Raw genomic sequence first — 15195 nt, forward strand, 5'->3', positions numbered from 1 at the left:
AAGTTAATTTTCATGGTAGTTGAAGAAGGTTCAATTAGTTTGTAATTTCTTTGAGTGCAAACTGAATGCTATTTTTTACATCATTGTCTTTTTCATTAGCTAACTGAATTTTTAAGGAATCCTGTAATTCTGTTAGTTTTAATAAGAATATTACATCCGCTGTTTTTGCCCTTACTTTTTTACTTTTATCCCTTAATCCTTCTTGCAATAATTCTTTGGCAAGCGATAATGGTGGATGCCCCTCTAGACTAGCAATCACTCTATACCTTATATTTACACTTTTATCATTCGCTAATTCCTTTATTACTTTGGAGGCTTCATCATAATAATGAGATAATTTAACCAATCTGCTACCAGCAACATCCCATACGTACTTGTCATTTGTTTTCAAACCTTGTATAAATGGCTCTAGTGATTTTGCATTAAGTTTTTCTTTTTCAATTATTTCAATAAAGGAATCAATTATTTCGTAAAGTATTTCTCGCTTTTCGGGTTCAACAACCATAGCATTTATGTGTTTTTCTTCGGTTTCTCTTGAAAAGGAGAAGAGTTTGGGTTTCTTGTTCATCTAATTCACCTCTTTCTCTATTCCAAATACCACCATTTATTAAACTCCAATAATGTAAAGTGGTTTTTATATTTAAACTAAAATTCTATGTATCATTGGAGAAATCCTTCTTCAACTATCCTGCCAATTAGTTTAAGTACATTCATTCACAAACTTAGCTTAGAATCAAAGAGACATCTTCTTAACTACATCTATTGCTTCCTGAAGTAAATTAAATAAAATGTTTTGTGATTTACAGGTTTTAATCCAAATAGGATTTGACCACTCAGAATCTTTAATAATACACACTTTGAATTTTCCATTTAAGGTATGCGATGGATAATACCCTAAATCTATGGTGTACTTGTTATCAATTTGTAACTGTATAATATCTTCATTAAGTTCCCATATTTGCTCAGATAAAGGTTTATCTAGTTGTATGAGAAATTTATCATAACAGTAAGTTACATTAAGACCATTAAAATCTAAATTTTCAACCATTATTTATTCTCCCCCCGTTGTTCAATTAATCTGCACGTTAGCTCAAGTACATTTTTTAGGCTTCGAATGTTCCCGGTCCACATTGTAAACAAAGGCAAAAACCTCCGCTACTGCACTATACAACTGTTCGGGGATGACCTCATTGATTTGCAGCTGACTTAATAACTCTACCAACGAAGGGTCTTCCTGAAGGGGCACATGATGTTCTTTTGCTTTTTCAATCAAGTTGGCAGCAACAATCCCTTTCCCTTTCGCCACAACCTTTGGTGCAGCATTGTTAACCACATCATAGGAAAGGGCCACAGCTTGCAAATGTTTATTTTTCATTTTTTCGCTCATACTTTAATGTCCACCCTTTGAGATAACTCCACCGAAAGTTCGATGGGATTTCTTTGCCGCTGTTTTACCTTGTTTTTTTCGACAAAAGGGTTCACTTTAATAAACGAAAGTGTATAACCGATATTTGAGAGCTTTTCCTTTAATTTTGGTGTAAAAGCCTTCACAATGCTCTCTATACCCTTCGTGTCGTTCATGACGGAAAGATGGATCACTTTATTTTGAATGTGCATGTCGACAACCGTTTCATTCATACTTTGTAAATCCAAATAAAATATGATTCGGCAATAATCGGGATCAATTTGACCTTTACTATTTTTTCGACCTCTCCACTGAAGGGTGATATCGGAATTCTTGTCTCCAAATGATAAAGGCAGCTGCATGACCATCTGTTGCACTTGGCCCGTTGGATCTTGCGAGATTAATTGCATGCCTGTTAACCGATGCAAAATCGGCTCCAGCTCCTTGCCGCCGCATTCAAGCTCAGTCATCGCCCGCATCAGCAGCGGTTTTAAGGAGGAAATTGGCTCCGACGAATCCTGCCCGCCATTTGCCCACATCTGCACTTCTTTTTCATATCCAAGCCCTAATGACTGGACCAGGGTTTTGAGCATTTTTTTTACTTCTGTACCATTGCCTAACTCATTTATTGAATGATTATTTATAATAGAAGTAATCAATTGTTTTAATTCTTGTATTGATTTGAAAGAGGAAAATGACGGTTGATCCAAATACCTGTTTACTTCCGCCAATTGTTGATAGAAGGATTCCGGTTCTATGACAGCCATTAACGACTGAAAGATTTGTTTTGTAAAGGGCAGATCCTTTTTCAACATCCACTCAAGTGCCGCAAACTCTTTGCTCGAGTCAGATCGGGGATTGATCCAGGATGCAGCTGCTTGTAGCCGTTCTTTCGAAAAAGGTAAATTTTTTGATAAAAAAAACTCCACTAACTGCATAGTCCGATTCGTTTCAGGCAGATGAAGGCTCTTCAAGAATAGCTGGGCTGAATCATTTTCGCCGATCCCCTCTACTACCTTCAGCTCAATTCCCTCATTGCCGCTGGATCGAACTTCAAACCAATATCGGTCAGCGTCCGATAAAGCGGCCTGCATATGTGCCACTAATCGCACATTCCCAACCCGGACAATGGCCGTATCGTTTTGAAGGAATTTTTCTACTTTCCCGAATACCAATAGCCCCGGTTTTAGAGAAAAAAGCGAAGCTTTATGTATATTTTCCGCATTCGCAAGAGAATATATCAATTGTACTTGACTCATTTATAAAAACCCCTTAACCTAAGCAATTGAATTTGTTTAGACTTGAAATCGACACTCTTAATCCTACCATGATTAAATCATATCATTTTATTATTGAAATTCTCAAAAAAATTTGTGTAGCATTAGGTTTAAAAGATATAAAAAGATAAGTGGGTTTTCTTTCCTGCTTATCTTTTTTAAAACTTCTTGACCCTTGATGTGTTACTAACTAAATTAAGACGCAGCAAACAGGAAAACAGGCAGTTCACAAAAAACTTAAACGCTTCTTTATATTTTCATATTCAATTAAAGCCTACGTTGGTGAAGTAGATTGATAAAATCACTGGTACGATTAGAAGGATTTTGTAGGCTTTGAAGCTGTATGCAGAACGTGAATAAAATGGATTAAGCGTTAATGATATTGTTAAAATGACGGGCGTTCATAGGAGTACAATTTATTTTAAAGCTAAAGAGAGTTACTAAGGTCTTGAACTACACCTAACAAGTAATATATTTTTATCTCTGTATTTTTAAGAAGGCTCTGATAATTAATTATGTTGATTTTTATAATAAAAATAAAATGGACCAGTTTGCCTAACGGGTTCTGTTTTGAAGTAAAAGTCGAATTAGCGGCTAAAATCACAGTAAAATTAGCATTTAAATTAACAAGCAAACCAGCATAATAATTTATAAAAAAATGCTCAGGACCAATAAAATCTAAGCATTATTCTATATATTGTCCTATTGAACAAAAGTTAGCAATAGGTAAACGTTTGATGTGATCTCCAGCTTTTCCCCTGCTCCACACGGAACGTGACAGTTTCCCGTCATTCCGCGTTCCATCTAACGATGTGTACTATAGACTATAAGTTCCTCGTTACCCTTAGAAAAGAAGGAGTATCAACTCTTCCTACTAAGAGCTCACACTGTGGAAATCCCCACGTTCCTACCCGATCGGTGCGATGCACGCTTGGAAAATAATCATTCCATTTCGCTAGACTTGGGGCTGTTCCTCCACTCCCATTACAGGAGCTTCCTCAGTCATACCCCTACCCTCACAAGGATGAATGCTTTTCAGCTTATGCCTTATAGCAAACGGTTCGGGTGACAGCCCTTGGTTGAACGTTCCTTGCTTTCCAAGTGTAGCTTTGAAATAAAGTTTAATCAAAAATAACTCGCAAACCCACTTTTTACGATAAATAAGAAGAATCCATTTTGACAAAAGATTGATCAAAATGGATTCATTTTCAGCAGATTTAAGTTTGGTTTTTATAAAAAAGGTTGATCATTTTCTTCTTATGTTATGCCACAATCGCGCCCTTTAATTGAATAACTTTACTGGTGTTTTTAAACAACTTTATTGTAAATTAACATCTTTATTGTCATTCAACATTTAAAAGGTACTATTCACAAGCTTTTTGTTTTGTGTACAAATTGATTTTTAGTAAAAAACCTAACTAAGACCACAGTCGTATTGGAAAATAAAACCTGAGACTGTGTTAACCAAAGAAGTGTTTATGTAAACTTAATTTAATAACAGAATAGAATAGAGAAGGGGAAATATTAAAAGGTTCTTAGTAATCTATTTCAATGGGAATGTCGGAAAGGCATCATGATGGAAATTAAGCGTATATGTGATTATTTTGTAGCTATTGATGGACGATAGCGAAAGACAGGTAACGATCTTGAAACTTAAAGGAGCTGTTTTACTATCAATAAGGAGATCCTCAATGGCGAAGAAGTTACCAAGACGGATGGTGCAACCATGATTGCGAAATCGGTTGGAAAAAAATCGGTCGTACAATCCTATTTACGAGCGTGGGCTGCACTCGGGGCATGCACTGTAACGCTAGTCGCAATTATATTGAAATCCTTTTTGCCGCACGCACCGGACTATACAATGGGGTTTGCTCCAACGTGGGTTACGGCTTTCGCTGCAATATTGGGAGTGATCGCATTGCTGTTATCAATTGGTTGGCCGCGTATAAGAATCATGCCACGTCTAATCATGCTAATTGGTGCTTGGGGTGCTTGTATTCTATTAGTCTGGTCATCAGCTGGTATCGTCTTTGACGCACTCCGCACGGCCGCTGTACTTGGAATACCTGGTTTACCACCCGTCGTGGACTGGCCAGGGTTTGCGACCCGGACTGTTAGCCTCATAGGGGCAACACTGTTGGCTTTGACGACCGTCACCTTTCAGCGTGTATCCCGCGGTGCATGTGTCGTGTGTGGCCACGGGTCCTTGATCAAGGGAAAGATTCGATCGAATGTATGGATTGGCTATACTGCTTTTATGCTGTCATTTCCATACCCCTTGTTGAAAATTTACTGGTCGCTCGGTGGGACCCTAGGGGGCGGTCAAAACTTCGGTCATCATTCTGCGTATGGAGAAGTTTTAGTTTTTGGTGCTAGTGCATTGCTTTCCCTTGCACTTGTCCAGAGATGGGGGCGTATCTTCCCTCGTTGGGTGCCATTTTTTTCTGGCAAAAAAGTTCCTCGCTGGATTCTTATCACTGGAGGTTGGATTGCTACCTGTATGACTGCTCCTATGGGGTTTTTAGCAATATTTGGATCCGTTATGCAGGGACTGGGTCTAGCTGATGGTCCAGTGCGGTTCGATGGCAGCGGATTGATGGTATCCATGGTTTACGGAGGGTGGATGTTGTTGGGTATCGCTCTTGGCGGAGCCACCTGGGTCTATCAGCAACAAACAAGATCCAGCTGCGCACAATGTGGCAGATAACCATTATCAATGGTATCGTTGGGGAAACTTTATTGTAAATGTAACAACTTTATTTGTAATGAAACATCTTTATTGTCATTCAACAATTACCAAAAACCAGTATTTTTGTAACGTTTGTAAATTACCTAACTAGCCTTTGATTTTATTAGATTCTTTCGTTACCTGTCATTTTAGGAAGTATTTGCGCTTATTTTAAGTGATATTTTGCACATCCAACTTTTTTGTAGCTTTAAAATTTATCAAGACCTAATTCGTAAAAAGTCATATAAAATAGAGGTTGATACATATTAGTCATGTATAATATGTATCAACCTCTTACTTCTTTTTCAATTATCGCGCCCTTTTGTTGAATTATTTGATGAAATTAAAAATATCCTTTTCTATCGTCCATTCTAAACGTCTAATCCACTCCTGCTGTACTTCTAATGGTGCCTTGTTAATCTTATGTAAGATTTTCCATACTTTATAAACACAATAACCCTTTAATGATTCGGAAGATATGAAAAAGGGTTATTGGTTATATATTTTTCAATAAAAAGGCTGTTTAATGAATTGGCATGTTCGGGATAGTAAAGTTTTGTAAACCAGCATACCTAACCTACATCATTTAAAGGGTTCGCCCATTCAGACCATTCCCACTCTAAAACAGTAAGGACATTGTCTTCAGTGTATAACACATTGTGCATTCCAAAATCACCATGCGTTAAAACCCAGTCCAATTTAGAATGCATTAGCCACTTTAACAACTATTAAAGGATGAAATCCATCCAGTAAGAAAGTTGCATTCGTGTAATCTCCACTTTGTCAGCATTCTCAAACAGATCACAAGGGATGGGCATCTGGATCCCATCCTTGTCTGTTATACACCCAGCATGGACGTCATCTTTAGGCCCGTTTCGGCACAGTCATCCCTGTGGCCCTGTAGGTCCCGGTCCTGTTGGCCTTGGTGTCGGCGTTGGTGTCGGTGTTGGTGTTGGTTCGGCGTTGGTGTTGGTGTCGGTGTCGGTGTTGGCTCTATGGGTGGTCTGTCCTCACCATGACTTGGATTAGACGGTCCTACCGAACCGCTGTTATTACTGTTATTATTATTTTCCAAATGAATCATCTCCTTTAATAGTCAATATTCCCAATGTCGAGTTGGATAATGTAAGAAAAAAGCCAAGAACTGATGCTTTTGATTCAAAATTATCTTAGCACGGGTGTTTTCCACATATTGTTGGTAGAGCTCTATAGGGGTTCCATCCCATGCCCATCAGCTAACAAAACATTACAATTCTTCACAAACTTCTCTAACATAAAATATATCCAATTATCTTATAAAGAGTTATTCCATAAAATGGCCCTTTAACGGAACAACTTTATTGTCACTCAACAGTTCCTTAATCTACTTTTCAACTTCAGATGTTCTTTTCCTTTTCACTATAAAAACACCCCTTTAGGGGTAGTACCAGCGAAGCTGTCACCACCCGCAATAAGGAAATGTCAAGATTACAATAAGTTATTTAAGTTTAATACTTCTAACATGCATACCCCCATCCTGTTTTGGATGGGGGTAAAATAAAGTTGTTAAATTTTTTTATAAAGGATGCTTTAGCAATAAAGTCGTTTAAAAATCTAAGTTTTATCCCGATTATGGAAGAACTTATTGAAGATAAGCACCCGTTGAACAGGGTCAACTCCTTAAATTTCAATACCCCAATAATTTGCAAGGTTTATTACGTCCTCTTCCAAAACCTTTTTATCTCCGAATATGGGCAATTATGCTAGATAAACGTAAAAACGGGTCATAACATGAAATAAATCCTTTTAAAATGACCCGTTTTATTTTTTATATAATTATACTTTTCACGGATTGAGCTACAAAAAAAACATTCATAGCTGGGTTCAGTTTGTTGATAAACTGAAAGATTGATACCTTGTGGCATCAGTCTCTAACTAAATTCTTTTGTTTCAATCGAAGGATAATATCTGATTGTTTAGCGACTTCATTAGAATGGGTTACCACTATTACACATTTTCCCTCTTCATGCGCCAGCTCTTTCAAAATCTCAATAATATCCCTCGCTGTATTCTCGTCTAAGTTCCCGGTCGGCTCATCTGCCAAAATAATATCTACATCACATGACAATGCTCTCGCTATCGCAACGCGCTGCTGCTGTCCACCACTTAGCTTCATTACATTTCTTCCAACTTCTTCTTCGGAAAGCCCCACTTTTCGCAAAATCTCTAATGCTTGTCCCTTCTTATCTTTCGCCTTATTTTTCCGAATATCCATAGCTGTCACTACATTTTGCAGTGCTGTCATATAAGGAATCAAATTATATGCTTGGAACACAATGGCGATATGCTTATTCCTATACCTTTCTAATCCGATTTGTTTGATGTTTTTCCCTCGAAACAAAACTTTTCCGTTCTGCGGCACATCAAGCGCACTAGCCAAGGCAAGAGCAGTTGTTTTACCTGAGCCTGATGGTCCAAGAATCGTATAGAATCTTCCTTCATCAAACGGAAAACTCACATGATCTAAAATTCGAACTTCCTTTCCTCCGCTTTGATATGAATAGCTTACATTTTCGAATGCTAATACAGTACTCATCATATACACCACCTCACTCAGTCTTCGTCAAAATCGTTTTAGGATGCAATCGTAAAATCGACAGTGAAGGAATAATTGTAGCAAAAATCGCAATAATCAGCCCGACTAGTCCGAGATTTCGTATATCATTTGCTGTCGCACTTACATCAATGTGATCGATTGCATCCACATTAATATTTTCTTGCGGTCCACCTGGTCCGATTACGTGAACCGTTCCTTGCATTGGCTGCTCTTTTTCTTGTTGCTGGGACACAGCAATTTCTTTTTGCAAGAGACTATCTCCTACCATTTGCGAAAGCACATTTCCTGTAAACAGGGAAAGTGCGAAGGCAAACGACCCAATCAGTAAAATTTCCGCCAAAAACTGTCCGATCAACTTTCCTTTTCGTTCCCCGATGGACAACAGCACTCCCATTTCGTATCTTCGTTCCTTAATCGATAACAACACAATCAAACCTAAAATTACCGCGCCTGCAATTGCTACTATATACACAACGGTCTTAGAGAAAGAAGCCACATTTTCGATTGGTCCCATCATCTTCTTGTATGCCTCATCTTTTGCATCCAATTTGAACGTATCAAAATCGATGTTTTGTTTTTTTGCCGCCGCTTTAAAGGCTTCGGTATTTTTCGGATCATCCAAGTAATACACAACTTGGCTAATACCAGGCTCCTGATCTTCGAATTTCGGAGTTACCTTTAGAGAAGCTTTATAAGGAGCATACATCTTGTTATACGGATTCATCATCGGCATATCCATTCCCATCGGCTGCTGACTGCTGCCGCTCGTTTCGTAAATACCTACTACTTCAAACTCACCACTTGTTTTATCGTCTACAGATTTCACTTTTACCTTGCTTCCGACCTTCAAGTTATTCTCCTCGGCAAGGTGCTTCTCAATTACCACTACTTGTTTATCAGCGTCGTCTTTTGTAATTTGCCGCCCTTCTACAATCTTGTTTGTTCCATCCTTAAAGCTTGCTAATTGTCCTCCATCCAACACACCATCCATCGCAATATCCGGTTGAGTGAAACCGGGGGGACTCGCGCTAGCTACTTGAGTGCCGTTGTCCTGATTTTGTGAGTTATTGCTTGTTTTGAACGGTTTAAATCCATCTGCTACCACGAATGTATTGGAAATATAATTGTACGACTTTACATGATCCAATTTCGCTAATTTTCCTGCCATCTGCTCCGTTAACGGATCAATATGAATTCTTCCCGTCGAATCTTTCTGCAGCTTTTGGATAATCTTATCCATATCCGGTTCCAGTGTTACCTCACTGCCAAGCTTTTGCCGCGCAAGTTCGCTTGCTTTTTCTGTTGCCGAACGAATGGCGAATCCGGCAAGGACAAGGTTGCATATTATCATAAAGATAATAAGGGTGATAAAGGTTCTTCCTTTCCTTGCTTTTACACTTAATAAAGCTCTTTTTATGAAATTCATTCATTATACCTCCTTTTCACCTATATGATAGATTTTCTAGATGGAGTTCGTATGAAGTGAATATGTGGTTTATGCAAAGAAAAAGAAGCCTCATGCCGATGAGACTTCTTTTGGAAACTGTATAACAAATAACACACCATCATTCGTATTTTGCAACACAAAGGAAACATGGTGAATTTCCAATATGCGTTTTACAATAAATAATCCTAAACCGCTGCCTCCTGTGTTCCGATTCCGTGATTTCTCGATTCGATAAAACGGTTGAAAAACTTTCTCCAATTCTAATTCTTCGATTTGTACGCCTGTATTTAATACGTATAAAGCAATATGCTCTTGTTCTTCAGATAAGCTTACCTGCACTTGCTCTCCTTGAGGCGAGTATTTAACTGCATTGTTTACAATATTATTAACGGCCTTCTCCAACAGCTTCTGATCCGCCAGCACATACAGCTCATCTTGTATATCGGTTTGCATCTCAATGGATTTTGCAGTACTGAAATATTCTAAGCGCTGAATAATGTTCTTGACCGTATCAGATATATTCACCTGACTAAGCTTCGGAGAAAAATCATACGTTTCAAGCCTAGAAACCTCAAGCACCTCATTCACTAAATTCTGCATATCTTGCATAATCGCCAGCGATCGTTTTAAATATTTATCTCGGTCTTTATATACTCCTATTCCATAAATCATCGCTTCCAATTGTCCCATTACAGCTGTAATGGGAGACTTCAATTCATGAGAAATAGTAGCAATAAATTCTCTACGTTTTCCTTCCATTTCTCGTTCCTTTTGAATATCATCTTTAAGCTTTTCATTTGCTTCCTGTAATTCGGACATCGTTTGCTGCAGGTTATACGATAATTCATTTAAACTATTAGACAGCTCCCCAATTTCATCTCGGGAGCGTATTTTACATACTTGTGTGAAATCCAAATTTGCCAGATGCTTTGCCGCGTGATTGATTTTCAACAAAGGGTGAGCAATAATCCTTGCATACAGCAAAGCTCCACCAACAGAGACTACAATAATGATAATGACAATGTATGGAGTAAACATGAGTATAGCATTTGACGCTTCATCGATTGGCTGCAATGTTGCAGTAATACTAGCGATGAATTGTCCATCTGTAAAAGCGATAGGCTTTTGAATTGTATAAACCTCAGGAATCCCTTCTCCTCTTATGGATTGGAGTTTGCCTCCTGGGATTACGGCTCCAAATTGAAGTGGAGGTGGAGGTGAACTTGGAATTGTAATATTAAGTCTTGGTATAAAACTTGAAGGGAAATAAAGAACTTGACCATATTTGTCCTGTATGATGAGAGCTACATTATACTTTTGCGCGAAACTGTCCAGTTTAGCTCTTGCTTCTTCAATAGACAACTTCTCTACATCCTGCACGAGTTGTGCCGTTCCTTCTTCTAAGGTACTCGTCTTATATTTGTAATAATAAGACGGGAGGAAAAAATATAAAATCAAATATATGAAGCTCGCTGTCACCGCAAGCAAAGCACTTGTGATAAGGAAAATTTTCAACGTAATACCTTTTCGTCTCATCTTAAACATCAAATTTGTATCCGACTCCTTTCAATGTTTTAATGTATGGAACACCCAGCTTTTTTCGCAAATTTTTAATATGAGTATCAACCACTCTCGTATCGCCATAAAAATCATATCCCCAAGCTTTGTCCAGTAAGCTTTCCCGCGTCAGCACTTTCCCGTTATTTTCTAACAAAACAGCTAAAATCTCAAACTCCTTCGTTGTTAATTCAACTTCCTCCCCATTTACAGAAACCTTGTACCCATCGAGGTCAACTACCATTTCTTTCACTCGAATCACCCGTGATAGAGAAAGTGGGCTATGCGATCTTCTCAATAGGGCTTCTACCCTTTTAATAAAGACATTAAAAGAAAAAGGCTTTGTAATATAATCATCGACTCCCAATTCAAATCCTTTAACCTGATCTTTCTCCTCTCCTAATGCCGTCAGCATAATAATTGGTACTAAAGATTTATTGCGAATGATTTTACAAATACTATATCCATCCATATTTGGCAGCATCACATCTAGAATAGCAAGGTCATAATGACCATTTTGAAACATCCCGATACCTTCTAGGCCATCTTGTGCCGTATCGACTTCGTAATCTTGAGAAACTAAAAACTCTCTAATTAACTCTTGAATATCTAAATCATCTTCAATCACTAATATTCTCTGGTTCATGAATTCACCTACCTAAGAACACTATAGCTGCTTTATATGTGGTTTGTGTGAAGTACAATATTTTTATACACTGGACTCAAGGTCTGTATAGCAATGGAACTAAATCAACTGCTTTTCAGTTAGTTTTCGTTTAGGCAGTCATTCAGAAACATCATAAAGTTGAATCCGAATCCAAGTGGTCATCATAATAAGCTCTCCTGTTTTCGGATTTCTAGGATGCCTAATTCCAAGTTCTACTGCTATCAATATCGTTTCCTCTTTAGCAACAAAGGAAACTGTTTTCTAATATCTGCTATAGTATCAGAAAATTCAGTCGAAAAAAGTAATTTCGTTCCAAATCTGATAAAAATTCATGTATCCTTCCTGTTTTTATTCTTTTTAAACGAGTGGAACGACCAATGAAGCTACATATTGAATTGTTTTTATACTCCGTATCAATTCCATAGCCTATACCTTTTTAATCCACTTCTCAATTTTAGATATTCTTCTTTTGGACATAAAAACACCCCTTTAGCAATCATATCCAAAGGGGTAAAACGGTCAACTTTTTTCAAAACGGTTTAACTTTTTTATAAACGGTGCAACTTTTTTTAAATCTACAGTTACCATCCTTAAAATCCCTTTATTAAATAATCCTCCCATACGAGTCCTCCCTGTTCAAAAAGCTTATTCAACAATCTGGCCCTTTTCATGAAGAAAGACTCTTTCCTTATTTCAGAAAAGCGCCCGATTGTTGAAAATTGTCCCGAAATACCAAAACTGGAAGGATATTCAAGACAAGTACTTGAAGTAGATTATTGCATAAAATACCTTTTTTCAGGAGTTTGTTTGTTTTTAATCCGATGCTGGTACGACAGAGTCGCAATAAATACAGTTACTCCCCACAAGAACAATCCTCCGTACGTTACCACATACACCCAAATGGCTAATCCTTCGGTGTATCCTTTTGGAAGCACTCCTAAAAATTGAAGAGCTGTCAAGAAGCTAATTAGAACTGTCAACACCCCAACTGACCATCCTGATATAATTAATAACCATTTTGGTAGTTTCTCACCCCAGGAAGTCACGAGAGCTAAAGCAAATAAAGATGCCAGTATCGCCAAGATAGCTGTGAAATCTATTCCGATGGTATATAACGTATATAGAAAAGCAGGTCCTTCCTTTAATGTATCACCAAACCCTGCTACATCTTGTACAGCTTGTTTTGTTGTAAGTCCTACCGTTGAACCCCATGCCCAAAGCGATTTTAAAATTGCATACGGCAACAATGCAAGAGCTGCAACATAGCCCCATCCTTTAGTCGAATAAGTTTTATCAGCTATTTCTGATCTCATATGTTTCTCATGTTTTAAGCTCAAAAGACATTCTCCCTTCTCGTTTAAGAAATGAATCCTATTAGTTTTAAAATTTACCTAAAATGTTTGAGTTGCCAGTCTATTAAACATATGGAATGGAAAGGCCCCTGACGTTCACGTTAAGCGTTATGATCTCTTCCACAATGGAGACATCGGCCACGCCGGCGATAGTAGTAGGCGATAGCAGCAAGACCAAGCGTTATTCCCCATGGGACCCAGAAAAGCATCGGCCCGACGGTACCTCCGATTGAGCTGAGCAAGATGTCGTCGGCTGGCATGAGGTTAAATTTAACAGTGAAAAAAGTAAAGGTAGAGACAAATCCAGCTGCTGTTACAGCAATCGCTACAATCGACGCAGGAATGACCGCTAAAAGGATGGGCACTCTTTTTCCACCGATGAACGGGAGCCAGCGAGGGAAAACTTCACCCCATTTCTGAATCAATCCAAGTGTGAGAAGACCACCACCTATACAAACTGTTCCAAATACCCATTCTGTAATATTAGCCATCGGATTTACGTTAGAAAAGTCCTGTAAGAACCGCGCATCAACTCCGAGAGGGATATTTAGTGCCCAGGCAAAACGTGTAAGTGCATAAGGAAGCGGAGCAAGGGCGGCAATTATAGTAATCCACCGACTCCAATGCACGAGCAAAGAAGGTTGTCTGTCCTCCGTCCGACCGCAGTATTCACAGGCATTGCGGATTCTTCGATAATAGACAATAGCAGTAAAGATCCAAAGAAGCGCACCTATAATACAAATGATTTGATTGAACATTAACCAGTTGAACGCAAATTTAATCAAGAAAGCATAAGCCATGACAGCTATCAAACTAGCATCTGGAATAAAGAGGAGCAAAACTGCTGCGAATACCCAGGCAAATATGAGAACCAGCCACCCGGGAAGCACTCTTTCTCGCGATCTTTGCATGGCAATGCCTATAACAAAACCTATGAGACAAAAAATAACTAAAATGATGCCTCCCATTTGAGCGGGGAGATAAGTGATTATTGCCGAAAACATTCCCACGCCTTCATTTTTAAAAGGATATCCTTCTCCTCGAATTAACCAATAAAGATGCATAGCCCCATAGAGTAATGACCAGACAGCTGCCATGTATCCAATCCAAGAATGCCAACGTTTTACACCTTTTTCAGTATCCATCTTTATTAATGGCGATGGAGAATTCATTGTAATCATCCTTTTCTACTTTACTTTAAATAATGTACTTACATTCATTTCTACAATCTGTTGAAAATTCGCTTACCGATGAACCAATTTCTTGGTCATCTTCTATATGCAAAATCGTAGATTCATAAACTGAGTGCCCTACTTATTAAAAAAAAACGCAGAATTTCACCTAATTACTATGCGGTCATAGTGATTTATCTAATAGGCATGGATTCTGCTTATGATGCACCTAGTTAAGTTGACATTTAAAAGCTTAATTTATCAGTGAAATCAAAAATGATAGACGCCACAAAAAGTGCTGTTAAGAGAAAAACCATAATCAAAATAAGGATGGTACCTCGTCTGAATGTTGATTGTCGAATCCCAGAAGCTTGCGCATAATGGGCGGCAGTTAAGCCTGCCATAATACCCAAAAGGACAAACCACGGTTCGTAGAAAAAAAATTCCCATAATGCTAGTTCACGAACATTTACTTCTACAAACCCAGGAAAATCCAGTGTAATGATACCGGCCAACAGGAGCGCTCTTGTAATCATTCCACTCACTCCGTGCGCAATTAAAAAGGCAGTACCAACAAGAGTGGGAGTCAATACAATAAGTGGATGAATCTTTCTGCCTCCAATCAACGGTACCTGTAGCTGAACGATCCTACTCCAAGGCTTAGTAAGCGCAATTAAAGCAAATCCACAGAACATAATTGCGACTCCAGCGAAGTAACTTCCCATGTAAATCATTGTGGGATCTTTCATTTTACCCGGCATGCCAATCATTCCGCCAGCAGCTTGATAAAACCGGACGAAAACTGCGTATATGAACGCAAGCAAACAACCAACGTAAGCAGGCCATACAGAAGATTTTGTAAAACGTTCAAAGAAATTCAATTCATCATGTGTTGATAATTTATTGATAATTGTTTTTTGCATATATTCTTACCCCTCCATTTTTATAAAATAGTATGAAGCGTTAATCGATGATCCCACAATAATTGGACTGA

Annotated in this window: 15 protein-coding genes and 1 pseudogene; 2 read left to right on the top strand and 14 right to left on the bottom strand. The window is 38.3% G+C overall.

The genetic code is table 11. The annotated features are described in order from the left end of the window. Window positions 1-34: 34 nt before the first annotated feature. The 4 genes from V7150_RS16590 to V7150_RS16605 all read right to left on the bottom strand — a co-directional run bounded on the left by V7150_RS16590 (window position 35) and on the right by V7150_RS16605 (window position 2664). Window positions 35-568, bottom strand: coding sequence for a HEAT repeat domain-containing protein (locus V7150_RS16590; protein ID WP_335520595.1), 534 nt, complete (start codon window positions 566-568; stop codon window positions 35-37). A gap of 165 nt (window positions 569-733) precedes the next feature. After that, on the bottom strand, window positions 734-1048 hold the full coding sequence (locus V7150_RS16595; RefSeq protein ID WP_335520597.1) for a hypothetical protein: 315 nt from the start codon (window positions 1046-1048) through the stop codon (window positions 734-736). A gap of 42 nt (window positions 1049-1090) precedes the next feature. Next, window positions 1091-1387 (bottom strand): EscU/YscU/HrcU family type III secretion system export apparatus switch protein, encoded by a 297-nt coding sequence (locus V7150_RS16600; protein WP_335520600.1) that lies wholly within the window; start codon window positions 1385-1387, stop codon window positions 1091-1093. Then, entirely contained in the window at window positions 1384-2664 is a 1281-nt protein-coding gene (locus tag V7150_RS16605; protein WP_335520603.1) for a hypothetical protein, read from the bottom strand. The genes V7150_RS16600 and V7150_RS16605 overlap by 4 nt, the downstream gene beginning before the upstream one ends. Before the next feature lie 378 nt (window positions 2665-3042). Here V7150_RS16605 and V7150_RS26640 point away from each other — a divergent pair. Continuing rightward, a pseudogene (locus tag V7150_RS26640) lies at window positions 3043-3126 on the top strand (recombinase family protein); the annotation flags it as partial. Between the two features lie 511 nt (window positions 3127-3637). Here V7150_RS26640 and V7150_RS16610 read toward each other — a convergent pair. Together V7150_RS16610 and V7150_RS16615 are read right to left on the bottom strand one after the other, a co-directional pair. Beyond that, window positions 3638-3865, bottom strand: a complete 228-nt coding sequence (locus V7150_RS16610; RefSeq protein WP_335520605.1) for a hypothetical protein — start codon at window positions 3863-3865, stop codon at window positions 3638-3640. 671 nt (window positions 3866-4536) lie between these two features. Continuing rightward, window positions 4537-4806: a hypothetical protein gene (locus tag V7150_RS16615; RefSeq protein ID WP_335520609.1), complete on the bottom strand. Its 270-nt coding sequence runs from the start codon at window positions 4804-4806 to the stop codon at window positions 4537-4539. A 64-nt stretch (window positions 4807-4870) separates the two neighbouring features. Here V7150_RS16615 and V7150_RS16620 point away from each other — a divergent pair, with 64 nt between their 5' ends. Continuing rightward, on the top strand, window positions 4871-5389 hold the full coding sequence (locus V7150_RS16620; RefSeq protein WP_335520611.1) for a hypothetical protein: 519 nt from the start codon (window positions 4871-4873) through the stop codon (window positions 5387-5389). 593 nt (window positions 5390-5982) lie between these two features. Here the strand turns inward: V7150_RS16620 and V7150_RS16625 are convergent. The 8 genes from V7150_RS16625 to V7150_RS16665 form a co-directional block, all read right to left on the bottom strand. After that, window positions 5983-6120 carry a phosphotransferase gene (locus tag V7150_RS16625; RefSeq protein WP_335520614.1) on the bottom strand — a complete coding sequence of 46 codons (138 nt, stop codon included), beginning with the start codon at window positions 6118-6120 and terminating at the stop codon, window positions 5983-5985. 1193 nt (window positions 6121-7313) lie between these two features. Beyond that, window positions 7314-7985 (bottom strand): ABC transporter ATP-binding protein, encoded by a 672-nt coding sequence (locus tag V7150_RS16630; protein WP_335520616.1) that lies wholly within the window; start codon window positions 7983-7985, stop codon window positions 7314-7316. A 13-nt stretch (window positions 7986-7998) separates the two neighbouring features. Beyond that, window positions 7999-9432, bottom strand: a complete 1434-nt coding sequence (locus V7150_RS16635; protein WP_335520619.1) for an ABC transporter permease — start codon at window positions 9430-9432, stop codon at window positions 7999-8001. A 90-nt stretch (window positions 9433-9522) separates the two neighbouring features. Beyond that, complete coding sequence (locus V7150_RS16640; protein ID WP_335520621.1) at window positions 9523-10989, bottom strand: sensor histidine kinase; 1467 nt, start codon at window positions 10987-10989, stop codon at window positions 9523-9525. Window position 10990: 1 nt separating this feature from the next. Beyond that, a complete protein-coding gene (locus V7150_RS16645) occupies window positions 10991-11656 on the bottom strand; it encodes a response regulator transcription factor (RefSeq protein ID WP_335520624.1) in 666 nt (221 codons plus the stop codon). 794 nt (window positions 11657-12450) lie between these two features. Next, entirely contained in the window at window positions 12451-13014 is a 564-nt protein-coding gene (locus V7150_RS16655) for a hypothetical protein (protein WP_335520627.1), read from the bottom strand. A gap of 116 nt (window positions 13015-13130) precedes the next feature. Further along, on the bottom strand, window positions 13131-14201 hold the full coding sequence (locus V7150_RS16660; RefSeq protein ID WP_335520628.1) for a hypothetical protein: 1071 nt from the start codon (window positions 14199-14201) through the stop codon (window positions 13131-13133). Window positions 14202-14446: 245 nt separating this feature from the next. Beyond that, a complete protein-coding gene (locus tag V7150_RS16665; protein WP_335520631.1) occupies window positions 14447-15124 on the bottom strand; it encodes a DUF3995 domain-containing protein in 678 nt (225 codons plus the stop codon). Window positions 15125-15195 lie beyond the last annotated feature (71 nt).

It is taken from the genome of Neobacillus drentensis (assembly GCF_036965245.1).
GTDB classification, from domain to species: domain Bacteria; phylum Bacillota; class Bacilli; order Bacillales; family Cytobacillaceae; genus Neobacillus; species Neobacillus drentensis_G.

Bases quoted from the DNA above. Each gene is read 5' to 3' on its own strand.
- V7150_RS16635 (WP_335520619.1), bottom strand. From the start codon at position 9,432: ATGAATTTCATAAAAAGAGCTTTATTAAGTGTAAAAGCAAGGAAAGGA.
- V7150_RS16595 (WP_335520597.1), bottom strand. From the start codon at position 1,048: ATGGTTGAAAATTTAGATTTTAATGGTCTTAATGTAACTTACTGTTAT.
- V7150_RS16665 (WP_335520631.1), bottom strand. From the start codon at position 15,124: ATGCAAAAAACAATTATCAATAAATTATCAACACATGATGAATTGAAT.
- V7150_RS16660 (WP_335520628.1), bottom strand. From the start codon at position 14,201: ATGAATTCTCCATCGCCATTAATAAAGATGGATACTGAAAAAGGTGTA.
- V7150_RS16625 (WP_335520614.1), bottom strand. From the start codon at position 6,120: ATGCATTCTAAATTGGACTGGGTTTTAACGCATGGTGATTTTGGAATG.
- V7150_RS16600 (WP_335520600.1), bottom strand. From the start codon at position 1,387: ATGAGCGAAAAAATGAAAAATAAACATTTGCAAGCTGTGGCCCTTTCC.
- V7150_RS16615 (WP_335520609.1), bottom strand. From the start codon at position 4,806: ATGAGGCTAACAGTCCGGGTCGCAAACCCTGGCCAGTCCACGACGGGT.
- V7150_RS16605 (WP_335520603.1), bottom strand. From the start codon at position 2,664: ATGAGTCAAGTACAATTGATATATTCTCTTGCGAATGCGGAAAATATA.
- V7150_RS16630 (WP_335520616.1), bottom strand. From the start codon at position 7,985: ATGAGTACTGTATTAGCATTCGAAAATGTAAGCTATTCATATCAAAGC.
- V7150_RS16590 (WP_335520595.1), bottom strand. From the start codon at position 568: ATGAACAAGAAACCCAAACTCTTCTCCTTTTCAAGAGAAACCGAAGAA.
- V7150_RS16640 (WP_335520621.1), bottom strand. From the start codon at position 10,989: ATGAGACGAAAAGGTATTACGTTGAAAATTTTCCTTATCACAAGTGCT.
- V7150_RS16645 (WP_335520624.1), bottom strand. From the start codon at position 11,656: ATGAACCAGAGAATATTAGTGATTGAAGATGATTTAGATATTCAAGAG.